The organism is Parabacteroides chongii, assembly GCF_029581355.1.
In the GTDB taxonomy this organism is placed as follows: Bacteria; Bacteroidota; Bacteroidia; order Bacteroidales; family Tannerellaceae; genus Parabacteroides; species Parabacteroides chongii.
The window spans coordinates 1,614,626-1,634,208 of the sequence record NZ_CP120849.1; the positions used below are offsets into that span (position 1 = coordinate 1,614,626).

Below are 19,583 nucleotides of genomic sequence, written 5' to 3' on the forward strand. Positions count from 1 at the left end.
CCCTCATACGGCTCAAGCAACTCAATATTTCTATTTGTTGTTAGAAATCGGCTCATACTTTCAACATTTTCGTTTATTTCGCTTGTAGCAGTTGTTGTGGACAAGTTGCCGTACAATCGAACTACCAACAGATATTTCGTTGACGTTCCATGCTTTTGTACAATCTATTTCCTTGCCACATAACGGACAAATCCGGTTCTGCTTGTTCCATAAATATAAGAGAGACTTACGTCCTTTGAGAGATTCCAGCATTTGTTGCTCCTTTCGCTGAAAGAAATAATCATCGTATTCCGGGTCGAAAGGGTTTGCCTCACCTTTGATTTGCTTGTACGGGGTATAATGTATATCCGACAACCTTTTAAGGGTCAGGTAGTTCACTTTCTTGCTCTTGGTTTCATATTTCCATGCAAACGTCCATTTACGCCCCCGAATTTCATGCCAATATTTGTCTGCAACCCAAGACTTGCGTTTCTTTGGATGGCGACGTAAAGCCCATTTCTTCGTGAGATTGTAAATGTGATTGTCACAACCATGAAAAGCATCGGTTGATGCACCATATCGGTAATAGTTGCCCCAACCTGTGATTACAGGATTAAGCATTCGTATCAGCGATTCCTGCTTACACATTTTATGTCCTTTAACGATGTCACCGATTTTTGCCCTGAAGCGTTTCTGTGCATCTTTGGACGGGGATGTGTATAGCCTTTTGCCAAACTTCCTCACATTGAAACCTAAGAAATCAAAACCGTCGTATATGTTCGTAATGGTAGTTTTCTCTTCGGATAAGGTCAGCCCTCTTTCTTTGAGAAATTCTATCACGATAGGTTTGACTTCGTTTTCCAATAGCTCCTTATCTCGACCTGTGATTATAAAGTCATCCGCATAACGAATAAGGTTTACCTTGTAGTGGAATGTCTTATTGTTGCGCCATAATCTTTTGAATCTTTCAGCCAAGAGTGGTTGAAGTCCGTCAAGTGCTATATTTGCAAGTGTCGGTGATATGATACCTCCTTGTGGTGTACCCTCTTCTGTCGGGAATAGTTTGCCATTGTATACAGCTCCACATTTCAGCCATTTTCTGAGTATCGTCTTATCCATAGGGATATGATTAAGAAGCCAGTCGTGGCTGATATGGTCGAAGCAGCCTTTAATGTCTCCCTCCAAAATCCATTCGGGGGAATGCTGGCGGTTTAGAACCGTATCAATCTGACGGATAGCGTCCATTGTCCTGCGTTTCTTGCGGAAACCATAAGAAAAGCGGTCGCCTGTCGTTTCGGCTATCGGTTCCAATGCCATGAGATATAATGCCTGCATCGCCCTGTCTTTCATTGTCGGTATTCCCAACGGTCGGAGTTTACCGTTCTTTTTCTTGATGTGAACCCTACGAAGCGGCTGCGGATTGTAACCACGACGTTTCAGTTCACCGATTGCTTTGTACTTGCGCTTGGGAGAATCCCAAAGCTGTTTATCTACTCCAGACGTTTTCTTCCCTTTGTTGGAAGTAACCCTCTTTACCGCCAATGCCTTGGCGTAAAAAGAGTGGGTCAGCATCCACTGCAAGGCTTTCACCTTGTTATGTCTGCCTTCCTTTTGAGCCTTTACAATACGCGCTTGTAGCTTTCGGACATAGGCTTCACACTTGGACCAGTCCATTCCGTCCCAAGTTAGATTCCTACTATCAGCAGGCGCACACGATGTTTTAGTTTCGTTCATTTGCTTTCCTCCTTTTGAAAGTTCTAAAAGTTATCTTGTAAAGAGTTACCATATACGGAAGTCTGCCCACTTTCGTGTCGGATGATGTCACCAATAACAACCCGTGATGTTGATTCAATCCGTATCCACCCCATTACAGGGTGGCATTCGCTTTTTCCGTTATCTCATACCTGCACCCCATTCGGCTTGCCTTGCGGTTCGCTTACTCGCATTCTTACGAGAGAGATACAGGCTTGCCCTGTTCCACGTAATTGACAAACGGATAGTTTAGGTTCTGCCAAGTCCGCCGGCAGTGCTGTGTCCGTGTAACCCCAACATGGGCAAGGGTTATCCGACTGCTTACCTTTTGGTGAGAGCTAAAGTATCTTGCGCTCCTTCAAACCTTACGACGGCTAAAGTCAGTTCACTTACGTTAACCATGCTATCCAGCCTCGCCACTCAACGGTATGATACTAACCGTCCTTGACATTCCCTTACGGTTCAGTCTTGTCCTTTCGGAAAGTGTACTTTGTCCTATAAGCTTGGCACAACCCATCACTGGAGATGCACCTTATAGTAGGCTACCGCTGACGGAACAGCGGGTTAAATCATGCAATTAATATTACTGTCTAACAATCAATTACGTGACTTTACAGGTCACACCCACGTTTTATTGAGGTTGAGCATTATTGTGTAGGCACTCTCATAGGCATCCGTAATATCTTCCATAAAATCCGGGTGAATGGGATTGCACCGATGAGAGCGTCGCGGGTCGTCGAAGTTGATCACATAGAACTTCGGCTTTACCTTGTAGCCGTCCGGGTGGTTCAGCAAATGGTTGTAGGCAATAGTAGATAGGTCGGGATACTTGAAATCGTAGATGTATTGACTAAAGCCCTTTTCAATCTGTTGCTTGATAAAATTGTTTACCACGGCATAGGACTTGCCGCTGCCCGGCGTACCCAACACGATGGACGCACGGAAGGGATTAACTACATTGATCCAACCGTTGTTCCAGCGTTTCCTGTAATAGAAACGTGTCGGCAGATTGACCGAATACTCGCTTTCGATAAGCCTCGTTTCCTGCATGAAACTCTCGTTCTCGTTGTTGAAAACATCCTCCATCAAATTGTGTTTCAACAGGCGGCTCATCCACAGACCACCCATCAACAGGCAGACATAGCCCGTTCCAATGGTAAGGACATACAGTCCCGTCACCGCTTCAAGCGGCAGCGGCAGGGGCAGCAACCACCAGTTCAGGAAAAACAGCACGAACCCGACGGCAAATGCTGTCCAGATTCTCCCCCAAGTGATTTTCTCACCCTTGACACCCTTCGTACCCAGACAGGACAAGGCAAGCAAAAGGACGGAAAACAGCTTCGTGTAGAGAATGGAATGGAACAGCCCCGCCGTGCGGTCGAAGTTCAGAAGGATTTTGTCCACCACGCCGATGTTCACGCCCCACAGCCGGATGGCTTCGTAGCAGAACCAGTACACGTTCATGACCACTAAAATGATACTCACGGCACGCAGAAAATCCATGATTTTCGCCAATGCCCTCAAATCGTCTTCTTGTTGTGACATACATTGATTTTTTAATTGTTGATACTCTGATTACATACCCAAGCCCTTGCGTTTTTTCTTCTTTTTGCGCTTCATCGCCCGGATGAAAGCCTCTTCCTCGGCATCTACCGCCGGACCTTCGGGAGTGAGCAAGCCCATACCGCCCGATATATCTTCACTGTCGTAGGCGGTCTGCCCGTGTGCCTTGTCCGCAGCATCCACAGGGATGGATAGCGGTATCGGCGGTTGTCCGGCGTATGGCAGGGTGAAGTGTTCCTGCAAGGCATTCGCCGAAAGCTCCTTACCCATGCGCGAACCGTTCAGCACGCATCCCGTGCGGTGGTCGATGAAGGTAGCCCCATAGATGCGCCCTTCCTCTGTGTAGCGCAGTACGGTGTCGATGCCCTTCTCTTTGAGTTGGGATACAAATTTGTCCTTGTCATAAGTGCCTTGCAGCACGGAAAGGACGGTGCGTTTCGTCATGTCTGCCAGTTTCCTATCCTTGATTTCCGATTTGGAACGGACAAACTTCTTCTGTACGGCTTCATAGCCTGCGGACTTCCCGAAAAGCGAGGATTTGAACGGGTTGCCCACCTTGTTACCCTTGTCGTCCGTGACGGAATAGACCAGCCCGTGATACTCCCGTCCGCGCACGTTGCCCCTCGCTTCCTCCACCGTCATATTATATAAGGAAAGGAGCGCACGGTATTCGCCCATCGTCTGGAAACGGTACTGCCCATTCAGAGCCTTCACGGTGTTGCCTACCTGCTTCTTCACATCACCTGCCGATGCGGCCACCTTGCGCAACGGATTATCCAATCTCTGATTTTTACGTTCTGCCGGATGCAATCCGTACTTCTGTTCCAGTTCCCTGCGGATACGGTCGCTGCGGCGGTAGAGAAAATCCCGGTTGAGCCTTTTCCCGTTCTCGTCCACGTTGACCGTCACGATGTGCAGGTGGTGGCGGTCGATGTCCTCGTGCTTGAATACAAGATAAGGCTGGTTTCCGAAACCGAGTTTTTCCAGATACTCGCGGGCGATATTCTGCAACTCAATATCGGTCAGCACATCCTCCGGGTGCGGGTTGAGAGAGATATGCACCACCGGCTTCTCGATCTTCATCTGCGGTGGCAGGAAGGTGAGAAAACCCTCCATCGCCTTGCCTATGTCCACCGTTCCCGAACCGTCATTGTAGATGCGGTTGGTGGTGAGAAGCCGCCCCTGCGCCTCGTTAATCTTCTCCCCGTTGTAGGCAATCGCGCCGTACAACGAACTTCCTACACTGATTTTTGCGACCATTTTGCCTCCATTTCCCTTGAAAGTTCCACAATCCGGCGGCTCAGTTTCACGAGTTCGACGGTGTGTTGCTCTAATTTGTAGAGCAACGCCATCGCCTTTTTCTCTGAAAAATGCAGCCTCAGTTCCTTCACGACTTGGTTGTAATTCGTACCCACGGCACGGAATTGTGCATGAAAATCCGACAGTTTGGTGTAATAGTCCACCAACGTCTTGTCCACCTTCAGCACCTTGAACGGTTGCCCGAAGAAGTGCGCTTTGAGGAAAACAGACCGTGCATAGACACCCGATTTTCCGAACATGGCGAGGAAACGGTTGTGTTCCTCCTCGTTGAAACGGACGGTGTACCGGTACACCGCCGGATCAAGTTTGGGATTTCTCCCTGATTTGCTTTTCCTTTTCTCTTTCATATTACTTTGGATTTAGCGGATTGACGGCATAAGCCGCCGCTTCGGATTACAGCACCGCAGTTCTGAAAGGCTTCCCGACTTCGGAGGGAAAGCCCGCCCCCTGCAAGGGCAAGTGCTTTTCGTGGCTGCTCAAAATATTTTGAGCGGCTGAAAAGACATCTTGCTATGTTCAGGTGAACATAAAAATCCGCCTCCGGACGGATTGGGGGAATGCCTTTCAAACTCCGGGCTGCGCCACCGGCTGCGTACCCTGCCGTTCGGGTGCAAAGTTAGGGTGATAAATCCGTGTCTGACAGAGGCGTAAGTGTGCCGAATGGTGCCAATCGGCGCAACATGCTGCCACTTGCCGGAGAAGTGATACAAGTACTGAAAATTCATTGTTTATTTGCAGCGTGATTCGGATGTGGGACTGAAAATACACTCCTTCCGCCAGATGTTCGGACATCAATCCAAACGGATGAAAACAGGTGTACATATTCAGCCGGTTTTCCAAGCACACGTCCATGCGGACGGATAAAGGCGTGGGTGATTGGACAGACCGATGAATGCCCGCAGGCACAGCCGGATTAAAGAGTGAATAAATAAATGGAAGTGCGTGCGTATGTATGAATGGCAATACGCTACCGCTACCGGACAGATGTATAACCAAATAAATTATCAGACAAATGAAAGAAGCAACTTATGTGGCAATCTCCACGCAGAAAGGTGGAGCGGGTAAGACAACCCTGACAGTGCTTGTGGCAAGCTACCTGCACTATGTGAAAGGCTATAACGTAGCCGTAGTGGACTGCGATTTTCCGCAGTACAGCATCCATGATATGCGCAAGCGTGACATGAAAGCCGTCATGGAGGATGAGCATTACAAGGTGCTGGCGTATGAGCAGCTCAAGCGGTTGAAGAAAAATCCGTACCCAATCAGATGCAGCCGTGCGGAAGACGCGATAAGCACCGCCGAAAATCTGGTAGAAGCGCAGCCCGACCTCGATTTCGTGTTCTTCGACCTGCCGGGAACCATCAACAACGCCGACGTGGTACAGACCATTTCCAAAATGGACTATATCTTCACGCCCATCATCGCCGACCGTGTGGTGATGGAGAGTTCCATCAAGTTCGCCACTGTCATCAACGAACAGATGATAAGTACGGGCAAGTCCGGCATCAAAGGGATTTATCTCGTGTGGAACATGGTGGACGGACGCGAAAAGACAGAACTGTATAAGGCATACGACAAGGTCTGTGCCGAGTTCGCCCTGCCTATTTTGGAAACATACCTGCCTGATAGCAAGCGTTTTCGCAAGGAAACGGCGGCAGAACGCAAGGCGGTATTCCGATCCACAGCCTTCCCTGCGGACAAAACGCTGATACGCGGCAGTAACCTTGACAAACTTGCGGATGAGATTCTCGGTATCATTAAAAGCTGAATATCATGGCAAAGAAAACAAGAATCGAGGACATCGACAGCGAAGCCGTAATCAACTCGTTCCGGCTGGATGATACAAGCATTCCACCGGAAGCGAGAAGTGCGGGTGGAAACGCACCTTCTCCACCTCCGAAAGAAGCGACACAAGAAGCAGCCGTTTCCTTGCCTGTCCCGCACTACAAAGAGGAACCGGAACGCAGGCGCAGGAACGGCAAGCTGGAAAAACCGGATTATGATACGGTATTCATGTGCGGGTCCAATGTAACGGCAAGGCTCGGCAAGCAAGTATATATCCGCAAGGAATACCACGACCGCATACAGAAAATGCTTCATGTAATCGGAGGCAACGAGGTGACTATCGCGGCTTTTCTTGACAACGTGCTGACACACCATTTCACGCTGTTCCAAGACGAGATAGCCGAATCGTTCAAACGGCATATGGAATCCTATAACCTATAAACACCCAATAAACAACAAAAAAAGTATGAAAAGAACAAAGAAGAACCGTCAGGCAGACTGCCTGCAAACAGAAAAGAGAGAGAGAACCGCTGCCCGTGCAGCAAAGTGTACAACCGACTACAATCAGGAAAATACCGGCGGTGACTTCCGCAAGGATAAAAGCAGAGACAAACCGCTCTCGACTTTCCTGCAAGCATCGGAAATCAAAACGCGGCAATGTATATACATCAGCCGCGAGATCCATGAGAAAGTCGCCATCGTTGCCAGTCGAATGGGAAACGGCTTAAGCATCGGCAAGTTCGTGGACAACATCCTCCGAGACCATTTCCGACAATACGGGACACAGTACACGGAGCAGATTGAAAACGCCAAAAAAGTGAAACTATGACAAAGGTGTTTTTAATCGTATCGGTTGCCTGCAACGTGTGGTTTCTGTCCCTGTTGCTCTACGACCGCATCATGGAAACGAAACTTATCCGTTTCTTCAGACACATTGCCGGTCTGTGGCGGTCATTGGACAGTACGGTGGCAGAGCAGGGAAAGGATAAGGAAACGCCTCCCACAGATACCTCGGACATCATCGGCAAGAGCCGTTTCAAGATGGCTCCAACCCGGACAAAGACTGCCATACCGACGCAGGAAGCTGCCACTTCAGAAAAAGGCATTGAGCTGTCGGAGGAAGAGGCTACTTTTGACGACGGAAACACGGAAACCGCTTCCCGTCCGCGACAAATACCCGAAGACAAGCTCGATGAGACCTTCATGAGCATTTCACCTTCGGAACTGGAGTACGGAGAGGATGATCCGGAGGACGAAGAACCGGACAAAAAGCAGGCTTCGGGAAGCAGTTTCGAGGATATTGACATAGCAGTACGCGCCATACGGAAAGATTCACCATCCGATGAGGAAATGCGACACGCCGGGAAGGTCATGACGGAACTAGACGGAACAGAGCTTTTCACAAGGATAACGGAACGCCTGACCGATGAAGCGATGAGCGAGAGGCTTGCAAAGGCGATGTCTGTTTTCGTGGACACGGTGAACATGACAGTGACACGCCAAAAGGAAAAGGTGTTCGTGATTCCCGACAATATCGAGGAGTTCGATTTCCGAAACTATGTATAACGACTAAAAAGAATGGAAATGAAAACGTAAGACTGTATCACACCATGCGCACGGCAGTACAAGGTACAGCCAATCCGCAACGGACACACCCAAGTCCGTAGAAACAAACGGGCTACCACTAAACCAAAGTAAAGTAATCAAGTATCAACCGCCCGAAAAAGGACCATCCACCCTTTCGACGGCACAAAACAAGAACAGTTTATGAACAAGAACATCAGACAAAAGTTTATCATCTCTGCGGCACTTATGATCGCCGCCACCGCTACCGCTTCCGCTCAAGGAAACGGTCTTGCAGGCATCACGGAAGCCACCTCGATGGTGAGTTCGTATTTTGAACCCGCCACGAAACTCATCTACGCCATCGGCGCGGTGATCGGTCTTATCGGGGGCGTGAAAGTCTATTCAAAATTCTCGTCAGGAGACCCCGACACCTCCAAGACCGCCGCAAGCTGGTTCGGTGCGTGTATCTTCCTTATCGTAGCCGCCACCATCCTGCGCTCATTCTTCCTTTAATATAATAATGTATGGCTGAATACCCGATAAACAAGGGTATCGGCCGTCCGGTCGAGTTCAAGGGACTGAAAGCCCAGTACCTCTTCATCTTCTGCGGAGGTCTGCTCGTTCTCTTCGTCCTGTTCGTCATCCTCTACATGGTCGGCATCGGCCAGTGGATATGTATCGGCTTCGGTGCGGTATCGTCCTCCATCCTCGTATGGCAGACCTTCGCGCTGAACGCCCGGTACGGCGAACACGGGCTGATGAAGTTGGGAGCGGCACGGAGCCATCCCCGATACCTTATCAACCGGCGGCGGATCACCCGATTATTCACACGTAAACGAAAGGAAGAAACTGCATGAGAAATACATCGAAAATGACTACACTGGAAAACAGGTTCCCGCTGCTGGCAGTGGAACACGGCTGCATCATCTCCAAAGACGCCGACATCACGGTGGCTTTCGAGGTGGAACTGCCGGAGCTTTATACCGTGACAAGCGCGGAGTACGAGGCGATACACGGCTGCTGGTGCAAGGCGATCAAGGTCTTGCCGGATTTCTCCGTCGTCCACAAGCAGGACTGGTTCATCAAGGAGAAGTACAGACCGGAGTTGCAGAAGGACGATATGAGTTTCCTCTCGCGGAGCTTCGAGCGTCATTTCAACGAGCGTCCGTACCTGAAACACACGTGCTACCTCTACCTGACCAAGACGACAAAGGAGCGTAACCGTATGCAGAGCAATTTCAGTACGCTGTGCCGGGGGCATATCATCCCGAAGGAGCTGGACAGGGAAACCGCCGCGAAGTTCATGGAGGCGACGGAACAGTTCGAGCGCATCATGAACGACAGCGGTTTTGTCAGGCTGCGCCGCCTCTCCACCGACGAGATTGTGGGGACGGACGGCAAAGCCGGGCTGCTGGAGCGGTACTTCTCGCTCCTGCCCGAAGATAACGCCACGTTGCAGGACATCGAGCTTTCGGCAAGGGAGATGCGCATCGGCGACAACCGGCTGTGCCTGCACACCCTTTCCGACGCGGAAGACCTGCCCGGCACGGTGGCGACAGACACCCGTTACGAGCGGCTGTCCACCGACCGCTCGGACTGCCGCCTCTCCTTCGCCTCCCCCGTGGGGCTGCTGCTGCCGTGCAACCACATTTACAACCAGTATGTGATTATCGACAACAGCGAGGAGAACCTGCAGAGGTTCGAGAAGTCCGCCCGCAACATGCAGTCGCTCTCCCGCTATTCAAGGAGCAACAGCATCAACCGCGAGTGGATAGACCAGTACCTGAACGAAGCCCATTCCTACGGTCTGACCTCTGTACGGGCGCACTTCAACGTCATGGCGTGGAGCGACGACGCGGAGGAGCTGAAGCATATCAGGAACGATGTGGGAAGCCTGCTGGCAAGCATGGAGTGCGTGCCGCGCCATAACACCATCGACTGCCCGACACTCTACTGGGCGGCCATGCCCGGCAATGCGGCGGACTTCCCTGCGGAGGAGAGTTTCCACACCTTCATCGAGCAGGCGGTGTGCCTCTTCACGGAGGAAACCAATTACCGCAGTTCGCCCTCGCCCTTCGGCATCAAGATGGTGGACAGGCTCACGGGAAAACCGCTGCATCTCGATATTTCCGACCTGCCGATGAAAAAAGGCATCACGACCAACAGAAACAAATTCGTGTTGGGGCCCAGCGGAAGCGGCAAATCCTTCTTCATGAACCACCTCGTGAGGCAGTATTGGGAGCAGGGCACGCACGTGGTACTGGTGGACACGGGAAACTCCTATCAGGGACTGTGCGAGATGATACGGCGCAAGACGGGCGGCGCGGACGGCGTGTATTTCACCTACACGGAGGAGAAGCCCATCAGCTTCAATCCGTTCTACACTGATGATTATGTGTTCGACGTGGAGAAGAAGGACAGCATCAAGACGCTGCTGCTGACGCTCTGGAAGTCGGAGGACGACAAGGTGACGAAAACGGAGAGCGGTGAACTGGGCAGTGCGGTGAACGCCTACATCGAACGTATCAAGGCAGACCGGAGCATCGTGCCCTCGTTCAATACTTTCTACGAGTATATGCGTGACGACTACCGCAGGGAACTGGCGGAGCGCGAGATAAAGGTGGAGAAGGAAGACTTCAACATCGACAACATGCTGACCACCATGCGGCAGTATTACCAGGGCGGACGCTACGACTTCCTGCTCAACTCCACGGAGAACATCGACCTGCTGGGCAAGCGGTTCATCGTCTTCGAGATTGATTCGATAAAGGAAAACCGCGAACTGTTCCCGGTAGTTACCATCATCATCATGGAGGCTTTCATCAACAAGATGCGACGGCTGAAAGGCGTGCGGAAACAACTGATAGTGGAAGAGGCTTGGAAGGCTCTTTCTTCGGCGAACATGGCTGAATATCTGCGTTATATGTACAAGACGGTCAGAAAATATTACGGTGAGGCAATCGTGGTGACGCAGGAGGTGGACGACATCATTTCCTCCCCCGTTGTTAAAGAGAGCATCATCAACAACTCGGACTGCAAGATACTTCTCGACCAAAGAAAGTACATGAACAAGTTCGACCAGATTCAGGCGTTGCTCGGACTGACGGAGAAGGAGAAGTCGCAGATACTCTCCATCAACATGGCGAACAACCCTTCAAGGTTCTACAAGGAGGTGTGGATAGGCTTAGGTGACACGCAGTCGGCGGTCTATGCCACCGAGGTGAGTGCGGAGGAGTATCTGGCATACACCACCGAGGAAACGGAGAAGGTGGAGGTTTACCGTCTGGCGGAGCAGCTGGGCGGCGACATCGAAGCCGCCATCCGGCAGCTTGCCGAAAGGCGGAGAAACAGACAATAAGCAATCAATAAAACAGATTTATCAACGAAAAAAGAAAAGCGTATGAGTATTTCAAGAATGAAGATGCTGAAAATCAGCGAGTGTTTAATAGGATTGGCAGTCGTGATGCTACAATCCTGCGATATGGCGGATAACCGCCGCGACCAATTGTGCGGAAACTGGACAAGCATGGAAGGAAAGCCCGACGTGCTCATCTACAAGGAGGGCGAAGCCTACAAGGTGACGGTGTTCAAACGGAGCGGCATCCGCCGCAGGCTGAAACCGGAAACCTACCTCCTGCAGGAGGAGAACGGCAACCTGTTCATGAACACGGGATTCCGCATCGACGTGTCCTATAACGAGGCTACCGACGTGCTGACCTTCTCTCCGAACGGGGACTATGTGCGTGCAAGCCACGAACCGGAGAACCCGGCAGAAGAATAAGAATGTACAACCGCTAAATCCAAAGAATATGAGTATGAAAACAAGAATGGCAATCGCCGTATGCCTGTGCCTGCTTTTCGCAGGCAGGGCTTCCGCCCAATGGGTGGTGAGCGACCCCGGCAATCTGGCGCAGGGTATCATCAACGCCTCGAAGAACATCGTCCACACCTCGAAGACCGCCACCAACATGGTGAACAACTTTCAGGAAACGGTGAAAATCTACCAGCAGGGCAAGAAATATTACGATGCGCTCAAATCGGTGAACAATCTCGTCAAGGATGCCCGCAAGGTACAGCAGACCATCCTGATGGTGGGCGACATCACGGACATCTATGTGAACAACTTCCAGAAGATGCTCCATGACGGGAACTTCACCCCCGAAGAGCTGTCGGCAATCGCCTTCGGCTATGCGAAGCTGTTGGAAGAGAGCAACGACGTGCTGACAGATTTGAAGAACGTGGTGAACATCACCACGCTCTCCATGACCGACAAGGACCGCATGGACGTGGTGGAGCGGTGCTACTCCAAGATGAAGCGTTACCGTAACCTTGTGGGTTACTATACCAACAAGAACATCAGCGTGAGTTACCTGCGTGCGAAGAAGAAGAATGACCTCGACCGCATCATGGGACTGTACGGGAACATGGACGAAAGATACTGGTAGCCTATGGAATTTGACAACCTTCATCAGATATTGCGCTCGCTTTACGAGCAGATGATGCCGCTTTGCGGTGACATGGCGGACGTGGCGAGAGGCATCGCCGGACTGGGCGCATTGTTCTACGTTGCCTGCCGGGTATGGCAGTCGCTGGCGAGAGCCGAAGCGATAGACGTGTTCCCCATGCTCCGCCCGTTCGCCGTCGGTCTGTGCATCATGTTCTTTCCGACAGTGGTGCTCGGTACGGTGAACAGCATTCTGTCACCCGTCGTGCAAGGCACTGCAAAACTGCTTGAAACACAGACGCTGGACATGAACGAATACCGCAAGCAGAAAGACAAGCTGGAATACGAGGCAAAAGTGCGCAACCCGGAAACCGCCTACCTTGTGTCCAACGAGGAGTTTGACAAGCAGCTGGAGGAACTGGGCTGGTCTCCCACCGACATGATGACGATGGCTGGAATGTATATAGACCGGGGGATGTACAACATGAAGAAGAACATCCGTGACTTCTTCCGGGAGATACTGGAACTGATGTTCCAAGCCGCCGCCCTCGTGATAGACACCATCCGCACGTTCTTCCTCGTGGTGCTGGCGATACTCGGCCCGATAGCCTTCGCCATTTCCGTGTGGGACGGCTTCCAGAGTACGCTCACGCAATGGTTCTGCCGCTATATACAGGTTTATCTGTGGCTTCCGGTATCGGACATATTCAGCACCATACTGGCGAAGATACAGGTGCTGATGCTGCAAAGCGACATCGAGCGTATGCAGGCTGACCCGAACTTCTCGCTGGATTCGAGCGACGGGGTGTATATCGTGTTCATGATTATCGGCATCATCGGCTACTTCACGATACCCACTGTTGCGGGCTGGATCATCCAAGCCGGTGGCATGGGCAGTTACGGGCGCGGTGTGACGCAGCTTGCCGGACGCGGAGCGGCTCTTGCAGGGGGTGTCGCAGGTGCTGCGGCAGGAAACGCAGCCGGGCGTGTCGGACGTGCCGGGATAAATATGGGCAAGGCGGCATGGAACCATACCGCCGGACGCCTTCTCAAACGGAAATAACCTATAAAATCAGACAGAATGGAATTCAAGTCACTCAAGAACATCGAAACATCGTTCAGGCAGATACGCCTGTTCGGTATCGTCTTCCTCGCCCTTTGTACCGTGATAACGGTCTGGAGCGTGTGGAGTTCCTACCGCTTTGCGGAGCGGCAGAGGGAAAAAATCTATGTACTGGACAACGGCAAGTCGCTGATGCTGGCACTCTCGCAGGACCTTTCGCAGAACCGTCCGGCAGAGGCACGGGAACACGTGCGCCGCTTCCACGAGCTTTTCTTCACGCTCTCGCCGGAAAAGAGCGCGATTGAGCACAACGTGAAACGTGCCCTGCTGCTGGCGGACAAGAGCGTGTACCACTACTATTCGGACTTTGCCGAGAAGGGATACTACAACCGGATTATCACAGGGAACATCAACCAGGTGCTGAAGGTGGACAGCGTGGTGTGCGACTTCGACAGCTATCCCTACCGTGCCGTGACCTATGCCACGCAGAAGATCATCCGGCAGAGCAACGTCACCGAGCGCAGCCTCGTGACCACGTGCCGGCTGCTCAACTCGTCCCGTTCGGACGACAATCCGAACGGATTCACCATCGAGGGGTTCACCATTATCGAAAACAAGGATTTGCAGACAATCAAAAGGTAACAGGGTATGAAAGGAAAAAGTATAAGAAAATCACAGTGGAACGCATACCAGAAACTCCACGACAAGAAGAAAATGTGGGTGGCAAGGCTCAAAAGCTATCTGGACGGCTTGCCGCCGAAGACACGCAGGCGCATCGTGCTGGTCATGTTTGCCATTTTCGCCGCGCTTGCCCTCCACACCTTCAGCAAAGCCGTCCATGACATCGGCAGGAGTGACGGCAGCCGGATGAGGATAGACCACGCCGGGCAGGTGGAGCTGTTCGTGAAGCCTGACAAGAACAATAGTTTTACACCTTATTATAATATGTATGGAACAGACAAAGAACGAAACAAGGATTGAGGGCAATACCGGAAACACGGCTGCGCCCGACAACAGGGAAAAACAGAAAAAGGAGCGTAAACCGCTGACCGAAGCACAGAGGCTGCAACGTCAGAAAATGATCGTGCTGCCCGTCATGGTGCTGGTGTTCATCGGGGTGATGTGGCTGATATTCGCCCCGTCCTCCGAGACGGAGCAGGAACCGGGAACGGGAGGTTACAACACCGAGATGCCGGATGCGGACAAGGCAGACCGCCAGATAATCGGCGACAAACTGAAAGCCTACGAGCAGGCGGCGATGGAGGAACGGCTGGAGGAAAGGGACCATGCCGTGCGGCAGCTGGGCGACATGTTCGACCGTGAAACGGGAGATACAGGGGATGGCGGCGGCTTCGACCTCTCCACTCCCGAAGGAAAGGAAGACGGGTCTGCCACACAGACCATCCGCTCTTCCGCAGCCGCCTACCGCAACCTGAATGCCACGCTCGGCAACTTCTATGAAGAACCCGCACGGAACGATGCGGAGATGGAGAAACTGATGGAGCGTATATCCCTGCTGGAGTCGGAACTGGAAAGTGAAAAGGAAAAAGCTTCCACAATGGACGAGCAGGTGGCACTGATGGAGAAGTCCTATGAACTGGCAGCGAAATACATGGGCGGACAGAACGGCACACAGACGGCAAAACCCTTCTCCGTTCAGAAAGCAGGGAAGAACAAAGCGGAACCCGTCAGGCAGGTGGAACGTCAGGTGGTATCCTCGCTCGCACAACCTGCGGGCAATGCGGAGGTTGCCGCTACCTGCCCGCAGGAGCGTAACCGGGGCTTCAATACAGCGGTAGGCGGAACAGCCATATCGGACAAGAACACCTTGTCGGCTTGCGTCTATGGGGCGCAGAGCGTGACGGACGGGCAGGCGGTCAGGCTGCGGCTGCTGGAGCCGATGGCGATAGCGGATAAAATCATTCCCCGTAATGCGGTGGTGGTCGGCACCGCCAAGATACAGGGGGAACGGCTCGAAATCGGAATCAGTTCGCTGGAGTATGACGGCAGCATCATCCCGATAGAGCTGGCAGTCTATGACACGGACGGACAGCCCGGCATCTTCATCCCGAACTCGCTGGAACTGAACGCTGTCAAAGAGGTCGCCGCCAATATGGGAAGCTCACTCGGCAGCAGCATCAACATCTCCACCAATGCCGGGGCGCAGCTTGCCTCTGATTTGGGCAAGGGGCTGATACAGGGCACAAGCCAATACATATCCAAGAAGATGCGTACCGTGAAAGTACATCTGAAATCGGGGTACAGGGTCATGCTCTATCAGGAAGAAAATTAAGAAAACAACCAATCAAAAATTTTATTTACCACTAAATCCAAAGTAATATGAGAAAAGTAATCATGATGTTTGCCCTTGCTATGGGCATCGTAACTGTCCATGCGCAGGAGAACGTAACCGTTGCTGAAGAGAACAACGGAAGTAAGCAACAGACGGACGCACAGCCGGTATTGACCAAGGAGGTCTATCCGCAGAAGGAGGCGGACGGCGACCTGTATCACGGTCTGACGAAGAAACTGACTTTTGACCGCATGATACCCCCTCACGGTCTGGAAGTGACCTACGACAAGACCGTGCATATCATCTTTCCGGCAGAGGTGCGCTATGTGGATTTGGGTTCTCCCGACCTGATAGCCGGAAAAGCGGACAGAGCGGAGAACGTGATCCGTGTGAAGGCTACCGTGAGAAACTTCCCGAACGAGACCAACATGTCAGTAATCACGGAGGACGGAAGTTTCTACACGTTCAACGTGAAGTACGCCGCCGAACCGCTGCTGCTCAACGTGGAGATGTGCGACTTCATCCACGACGGGGAATCGGTGAACCGTCCGAACAACGCGCAGGAAATCTACCTGAAGGAGCTGGGCAGCGAAAGCCCGATGCTGGTGCGCCTTATCATGAAGTCCATACACAAGCAGAACAAGCGTGAGGTGAAGCATATCGGCAGCAAGTGTTTCGGCATCCAGTACCTGCTGAAAGGCATCTACACGCACAACGGTCTTCTCTATTTCCACACGGAAATCAAGAACCAAAGCAACGTGCCTTTCGATGTGGACTACATCACGTGGAAAATCGTGGACAAGAAGGTGGCGAAGCGTACCGCCATGCAGGAGCAGATAATCCTGCCGCTCCGTGCGCAGAACTACGCCACCTGCGTGCCGGGCAAAAAAAGCGAGCGTACGGTCTTCACGATGGCGAAGTTCACCATTCCCGATGACAAGTGCCTCGTGGTGGAACTGAACGAGAAGAACGGCGGTCGCCACCAGTCCTTCGTGATTGAGAACGAGGATCTGGTGCGTGCCAACACGATTGACGAACTTCAAGTGCGCTGACCATGAGAAAGTACATCGCAATCATCATCGCGTCGCTTGCCCTTTTCACGGGGCAGGCGCACGCCCAACGATGCCTGCCGAAAATGCAGGGTATCGAAGTCAGGGCGAACATGACGGACGGCTTCAAGCCCGGCGGCAATGACGGAGGGTACAGTTTCGGGGCGGCTTTATCCACCTATACGAAAAGAGGAAACAAGTGGGTGTTCGGCGGCGAATATCTCTTGAAGAACACCCCGTACAAGGACACCGCCATACCTGTGGCGCAGTTCACGGCAGAGGGCGGCTACTTCTTCAAACTGCTGACGGATGCCCGAAAAATCATTTTTGTCTATGGGGGTGTTTCGGCTCTCGCCGGATATGAGTCGGTGAATTGGGGGAAGAAGATGCTGTATGACGGAGCCACACTGCACGACCGGGACGCTTTCATCTATGGCGGTGCGCTGACGCTTGATGTGGAGTTTTATGTGGCAGACCGTATCGCCCTGCTCGCCAATCTCAGGGAACGCCTGCTGTGGGGTGGCGACACGAAGAAGCTGCACTGCCAATGGGGTGTGGGCATAAAGTTCATCATCAACTGAAAGGCGTGTATGGAACGGACGGACATTGAAAACATGAAGCGGATACCCCTTGCGGACTTCCTCGCACGGTTGGGGCATGAGCCTGTCCGAAGAAGCGGAAACGAGCTGTGGTATCGTGCGCCGTACCGCAACGAGCGAACAGCCTCGTTCCGTGTGAACGTGGCGAAACAGCTCTGGTACGACTTCGGCTTGGGCAAGGGCGGCGACATATTCACGCTTGCCGGGGAGTTTGTCCGAAGCGGTGATTTCATGGTGCAGGCGAGGTTCATATCGGAAGCCGCCCATATGCCGCTAACGGCATTGCCGGCTTTTGAACCGAAGCCCCCGGAGCCGGTCTTTGAGGAAGTGGAAGCCGCCCGGCTTCTCCTCTCTCCGCTGACGGAATATCTGAAAGAGAGGGGTATCCCTTACGTTGTCGCATCGCGTCACTGCTGCCGCCTGAACTATGGTGTGCACGGGAAAAGGTATTTTGCAGTCGGTTTCCCCAATGTGGCGGGCGGTTATGAAATCCGCAGCCGCCATTTCAAGGGTTGCGTGCCGCCGAAGGATGTGTCGCTGATAAGGACGGAAACCACCGGCACTGACGCCTGCTGCGTGTACGAGGGATTTATGGACTTCCTTTCCGCTGTCACGCTCGGCATAGGCGAAAGGTGCGACCACCTTGTACTGAACTCGGTCGCCAACGTGAAGAAGGCGCTGAGGTATCTGGACGGTTACGGGCGCATCGGCTGTTTCCTTGACCGTGACGATGCGGGACGAAGGACGCTTGAAGCCCTGAAAGAACGGTATGGCGGGCGTGTCGCAGACCGCTCCGCCCTCTATGACGGTTGCAAGGACTTGAACGAGCACCTGCAACGGACAACGAAAAAACAGAATATCAACCATCTAAAAATCAAATGACAATGAATATACCGAACAACAAGAGAACATCATTTTTCAAGGCGTTGGCACTTTGCCTGTTCGCCGCCATGTCATTCACATCCGTATCGTGCGACGATGACATGGACATCCAGCAATCCTATCCCTTCACGGTGGAAACGATGCCGGTACCCAACAAGGTTACGAAGGGTCAAACGGTGGAAATCCGCTGTGAGCTGAAAAAGACGGGCGATTTTGCGAACACGCTATATACCATCCGCTATTTCCAGTTCGAGGGGGAAGGCTCCCTGAAAATGGATAACGGCATCACGTTCCTTCCCAACGACCGTTACCTGCTCGAAAACGAAAAGTTCCGCCTGTATTACACGGCAGCGGGCGATGAAGCGCATAATTTCATCGTGGTGGTGGAAGATAATTTCGGAAATTCCTTTGAGTTGGAATTTGATTTTAACAACCGGAATGCGGAAGGGGAAAGCCAGACCGTCACGTATGCCGGCAACTTCAAACCTATGCCAAGATGATGCGTGTGTTCATGGCTATCCTCTGTTCGTTTTGGGCGGTTTGCTCCGTGTCTGCACAGAGCAACCGCCAAGAGGGAACGGACAGGCAGGCGGCTATCTACCGTCTGCCGCTTATGGAACGGGCGTTTCTGTGTACCCGCCACTTTGAAGGCTGGCATGACCAAAGCTGCTATCCCTATGTGGGTTGGGGACACCGTTTACAAAAAGGTGAAAGCTATTCGGCACGCACGATGACGAAACGGCAGGCAGACGCACTGTTAAGGAAAGACTTGCGGAAGTTCATCGGCATATTCCGAAATTTTGGACGTGACAGCGTGCTGCTTGGCACGCTGGCTTTCAATGTCGGTCCGGCGAAGCTCTTGGGGAACGGGCGATACCCCAAAAGCCAGCTGATAAAAAAGCTGGAGGCTGGTGACAGGGACATTTACCATGAGTATGTTGCTTTCTGTCATTATAATGGTAAACGGCACGCCATGCTGCTTAAACGGAGAAAGGCGGAGTTTGCGTTGCTGTATGTTCCATAAATATCAGTATATGTCAGACATCTGACCAAAAAAAATCCGATGAAGTTGATGGCTTCATCGGATTTTTCTCCTTGTAAAAATACCGTTCCTGCAAGATTGTTTTTTCGCATAATATAAGAATGAACTCCTGACATTACAGCATTCACGCTAACAAGCAAATCTTTTTGAGATTTTTGTTATCTATTGCATAAACGCGTTGTCAGTTTTCGGTAAGAAGCCGATAGTGTGTTTTTTAATTTTACTTTTAATTTCAATATTTAACAT

At 51.9% G+C, this 19,583-nt stretch carries 21 protein-coding genes and 1 pseudogene; 18 read left to right on the plus strand and 4 right to left on the minus strand.

All coding sequences use genetic code 11. The features are described from left to right. Window positions 1-60: 60 nt before the first annotated feature. From ltrA to mobA, 4 genes and pseudogenes are all read right to left on the minus strand, one after another. Window positions 61-1,713, minus strand: a complete 1,653-nt coding sequence (ltrA, locus tag P3L47_RS06135; RefSeq protein ID WP_277783023.1) for a group II intron reverse transcriptase/maturase — start codon at window positions 1,711-1,713, stop codon at window positions 61-63. Window positions 1,714-2,352: 639 nt separating this feature from the next. Next, a pseudogene (locus P3L47_RS06140) lies at window positions 2,353-3,276 on the minus strand (YWFCY domain-containing protein); the annotation flags it as partial. Between the two features lie 30 nt (window positions 3,277-3,306). Continuing rightward, complete coding sequence (gene mobB / locus P3L47_RS06145; RefSeq protein ID WP_004291483.1) at window positions 3,307-4,554, minus strand: conjugal transfer protein MobB; 1,248 nt, start codon at window positions 4,552-4,554, stop codon at window positions 3,307-3,309. After that, window positions 4,533-4,961, minus strand: coding sequence for a conjugal transfer protein MobA (mobA, locus tag P3L47_RS06150; RefSeq protein WP_004291488.1), 429 nt, complete (start codon window positions 4,959-4,961; stop codon window positions 4,533-4,535). The genes mobB and mobA overlap by 22 nt, the downstream gene beginning before the upstream one ends. Before the next feature lie 665 nt (window positions 4,962-5,626). On the opposite strand from mobA, the gene P3L47_RS06155 reads away from it, so the two are divergent. The 18 genes from P3L47_RS06155 (at window position 5,627) to P3L47_RS06240 (ending at window position 19,319) form a co-directional block, all read left to right on the plus strand. Further along, window positions 5,627-6,382 carry a ParA family protein gene (locus P3L47_RS06155; protein WP_005642430.1) on the plus strand — a complete coding sequence of 252 codons (756 nt, stop codon included), beginning with the start codon at window positions 5,627-5,629 and terminating at the stop codon, window positions 6,380-6,382. Between the two features lie 5 nt (window positions 6,383-6,387). Continuing rightward, window positions 6,388-6,840: a DUF3408 domain-containing protein gene (locus tag P3L47_RS06160; RefSeq protein ID WP_004320411.1), complete on the plus strand. Its 453-nt coding sequence runs from the start codon at window positions 6,388-6,390 to the stop codon at window positions 6,838-6,840. Between the two features lie 7 nt (window positions 6,841-6,847). Next, complete coding sequence (locus tag P3L47_RS06165; protein ID WP_270621427.1) at window positions 6,848-7,228, plus strand: DUF3408 domain-containing protein; 381 nt, start codon at window positions 6,848-6,850, stop codon at window positions 7,226-7,228. Continuing rightward, the gene (locus P3L47_RS06170) at window positions 7,225-7,965 is read left to right on the plus strand and encodes a hypothetical protein (RefSeq protein ID WP_004320407.1); all 741 of its coding nucleotides are present in this window, start codon (window positions 7,225-7,227) and stop codon (window positions 7,963-7,965) included. Before P3L47_RS06165 ends, P3L47_RS06170 begins: the two co-directional genes overlap by 4 nt. A gap of 201 nt (window positions 7,966-8,166) precedes the next feature. After that, entirely contained in the window at window positions 8,167-8,478 is a 312-nt protein-coding gene (locus tag P3L47_RS06175; RefSeq protein ID WP_005841848.1) for a DUF4134 domain-containing protein, read from the plus strand. An 11-nt stretch (window positions 8,479-8,489) separates the two neighbouring features. Then, window positions 8,490-8,822, plus strand: coding sequence for a DUF4133 domain-containing protein (locus tag P3L47_RS06180; protein ID WP_277783024.1), 333 nt, complete (start codon window positions 8,490-8,492; stop codon window positions 8,820-8,822). Continuing rightward, window positions 8,819-11,323, plus strand: a complete 2,505-nt coding sequence (locus P3L47_RS06185; RefSeq protein ID WP_277783025.1) for a TraG family conjugative transposon ATPase — start codon at window positions 8,819-8,821, stop codon at window positions 11,321-11,323. The genes P3L47_RS06180 and P3L47_RS06185 overlap by 4 nt, the downstream gene beginning before the upstream one ends. A gap of 42 nt (window positions 11,324-11,365) precedes the next feature. Next, entirely contained in the window at window positions 11,366-11,746 is a 381-nt protein-coding gene (locus tag P3L47_RS06190; RefSeq protein WP_004320399.1) for a DUF3876 domain-containing protein, read from the plus strand. 34 nt (window positions 11,747-11,780) lie between these two features. Further along, window positions 11,781-12,410 (plus strand): DUF4141 domain-containing protein, encoded by a 630-nt coding sequence (locus P3L47_RS06195; RefSeq protein ID WP_277783026.1) that lies wholly within the window; start codon window positions 11,781-11,783, stop codon window positions 12,408-12,410. A gap of 3 nt (window positions 12,411-12,413) precedes the next feature. Then, a complete protein-coding gene (traJ, locus tag P3L47_RS06200) occupies window positions 12,414-13,472 on the plus strand; it encodes a conjugative transposon protein TraJ (RefSeq protein WP_277783027.1) in 1,059 nt (352 codons plus the stop codon). Between the two features lie 18 nt (window positions 13,473-13,490). Beyond that, window positions 13,491-14,114 (plus strand): conjugative transposon protein TraK, encoded by a 624-nt coding sequence (traK, locus tag P3L47_RS06205; protein WP_277783028.1) that lies wholly within the window; start codon window positions 13,491-13,493, stop codon window positions 14,112-14,114. Window positions 14,115-14,120: 6 nt separating this feature from the next. After that, window positions 14,121-14,453: a TraL conjugative transposon family protein gene (locus P3L47_RS06210; RefSeq protein WP_277783029.1), complete on the plus strand. Its 333-nt coding sequence runs from the start codon at window positions 14,121-14,123 to the stop codon at window positions 14,451-14,453. Next, on the plus strand, window positions 14,422-15,765 hold the full coding sequence (gene traM / locus P3L47_RS06215; protein ID WP_277783030.1) for a conjugative transposon protein TraM: 1,344 nt from the start codon (window positions 14,422-14,424) through the stop codon (window positions 15,763-15,765). The genes P3L47_RS06210 and traM overlap by 32 nt, the downstream gene beginning before the upstream one ends. 47 nt (window positions 15,766-15,812) lie before the next feature. Continuing rightward, window positions 15,813-16,817, plus strand: a complete 1,005-nt coding sequence (gene traN / locus P3L47_RS06220; RefSeq protein WP_277783031.1) for a conjugative transposon protein TraN — start codon at window positions 15,813-15,815, stop codon at window positions 16,815-16,817. Between the two features lie 2 nt (window positions 16,818-16,819). Beyond that, on the plus strand, window positions 16,820-17,395 hold the full coding sequence (locus P3L47_RS06225; RefSeq protein WP_277783032.1) for a conjugal transfer protein TraO: 576 nt from the start codon (window positions 16,820-16,822) through the stop codon (window positions 17,393-17,395). A 9-nt stretch (window positions 17,396-17,404) separates the two neighbouring features. Beyond that, complete coding sequence (locus P3L47_RS06230; RefSeq protein ID WP_277783033.1) at window positions 17,405-18,295, plus strand: toprim domain-containing protein; 891 nt, start codon at window positions 17,405-17,407, stop codon at window positions 18,293-18,295. Window positions 18,296-18,297: 2 nt separating this feature from the next. Further along, window positions 18,298-18,795 (plus strand): DUF3872 domain-containing protein, encoded by a 498-nt coding sequence (locus P3L47_RS06235; RefSeq protein WP_277783034.1) that lies wholly within the window; start codon window positions 18,298-18,300, stop codon window positions 18,793-18,795. Continuing rightward, on the plus strand, window positions 18,792-19,319 hold the full coding sequence (locus P3L47_RS06240; protein ID WP_277783035.1) for a glycoside hydrolase family protein: 528 nt from the start codon (window positions 18,792-18,794) through the stop codon (window positions 19,317-19,319). The genes P3L47_RS06235 and P3L47_RS06240 overlap by 4 nt, the downstream gene beginning before the upstream one ends. Window positions 19,320-19,583 lie beyond the last annotated feature (264 nt).

Bases quoted from the DNA above. Each gene is read 5' to 3' on its own strand.
- ltrA (WP_277783023.1), bottom strand. From the start codon at position 1,713: ATGAACGAAACTAAAACATCGTGTGCGCCTGCTGATAGTAGGAATCTA.
- mobB (WP_004291483.1), bottom strand. From the start codon at position 4,554: ATGGTCGCAAAAATCAGTGTAGGAAGTTCGTTGTACGGCGCGATTGCC.
- mobA (WP_004291488.1), bottom strand. From the start codon at position 4,961: ATGAAAGAGAAAAGGAAAAGCAAATCAGGGAGAAATCCCAAACTTGAT.
- P3L47_RS06155 (WP_005642430.1), top strand. From the start codon at position 5,627: ATGAAAGAAGCAACTTATGTGGCAATCTCCACGCAGAAAGGTGGAGCG.
- P3L47_RS06160 (WP_004320411.1), top strand. From the start codon at position 6,388: ATGGCAAAGAAAACAAGAATCGAGGACATCGACAGCGAAGCCGTAATC.
- P3L47_RS06170 (WP_004320407.1), top strand. From the start codon at position 7,225: ATGACAAAGGTGTTTTTAATCGTATCGGTTGCCTGCAACGTGTGGTTT.
- P3L47_RS06175 (WP_005841848.1), top strand. From the start codon at position 8,167: ATGAACAAGAACATCAGACAAAAGTTTATCATCTCTGCGGCACTTATG.
- P3L47_RS06180 (WP_277783024.1), top strand. From the start codon at position 8,490: ATGGCTGAATACCCGATAAACAAGGGTATCGGCCGTCCGGTCGAGTTC.
- P3L47_RS06185 (WP_277783025.1), top strand. From the start codon at position 8,819: ATGAGAAATACATCGAAAATGACTACACTGGAAAACAGGTTCCCGCTG.
- P3L47_RS06190 (WP_004320399.1), top strand. From the start codon at position 11,366: ATGAGTATTTCAAGAATGAAGATGCTGAAAATCAGCGAGTGTTTAATA.
- P3L47_RS06195 (WP_277783026.1), top strand. From the start codon at position 11,781: ATGAAAACAAGAATGGCAATCGCCGTATGCCTGTGCCTGCTTTTCGCA.
- traJ (WP_277783027.1), top strand. From the start codon at position 12,414: ATGGAATTTGACAACCTTCATCAGATATTGCGCTCGCTTTACGAGCAG.
- traK (WP_277783028.1), top strand. From the start codon at position 13,491: ATGGAATTCAAGTCACTCAAGAACATCGAAACATCGTTCAGGCAGATA.
- P3L47_RS06210 (WP_277783029.1), top strand. From the start codon at position 14,121: ATGAAAGGAAAAAGTATAAGAAAATCACAGTGGAACGCATACCAGAAA.
- traM (WP_277783030.1), top strand. From the start codon at position 14,422: ATGGAACAGACAAAGAACGAAACAAGGATTGAGGGCAATACCGGAAAC.
- traN (WP_277783031.1), top strand. From the start codon at position 15,813: ATGAGAAAAGTAATCATGATGTTTGCCCTTGCTATGGGCATCGTAACT.
- P3L47_RS06225 (WP_277783032.1), top strand. From the start codon at position 16,820: ATGAGAAAGTACATCGCAATCATCATCGCGTCGCTTGCCCTTTTCACG.
- P3L47_RS06230 (WP_277783033.1), top strand. From the start codon at position 17,405: ATGGAACGGACGGACATTGAAAACATGAAGCGGATACCCCTTGCGGAC.
- P3L47_RS06235 (WP_277783034.1), top strand. From the start codon at position 18,298: ATGAATATACCGAACAACAAGAGAACATCATTTTTCAAGGCGTTGGCA.
- P3L47_RS06240 (WP_277783035.1), top strand. From the start codon at position 18,792: ATGATGCGTGTGTTCATGGCTATCCTCTGTTCGTTTTGGGCGGTTTGC.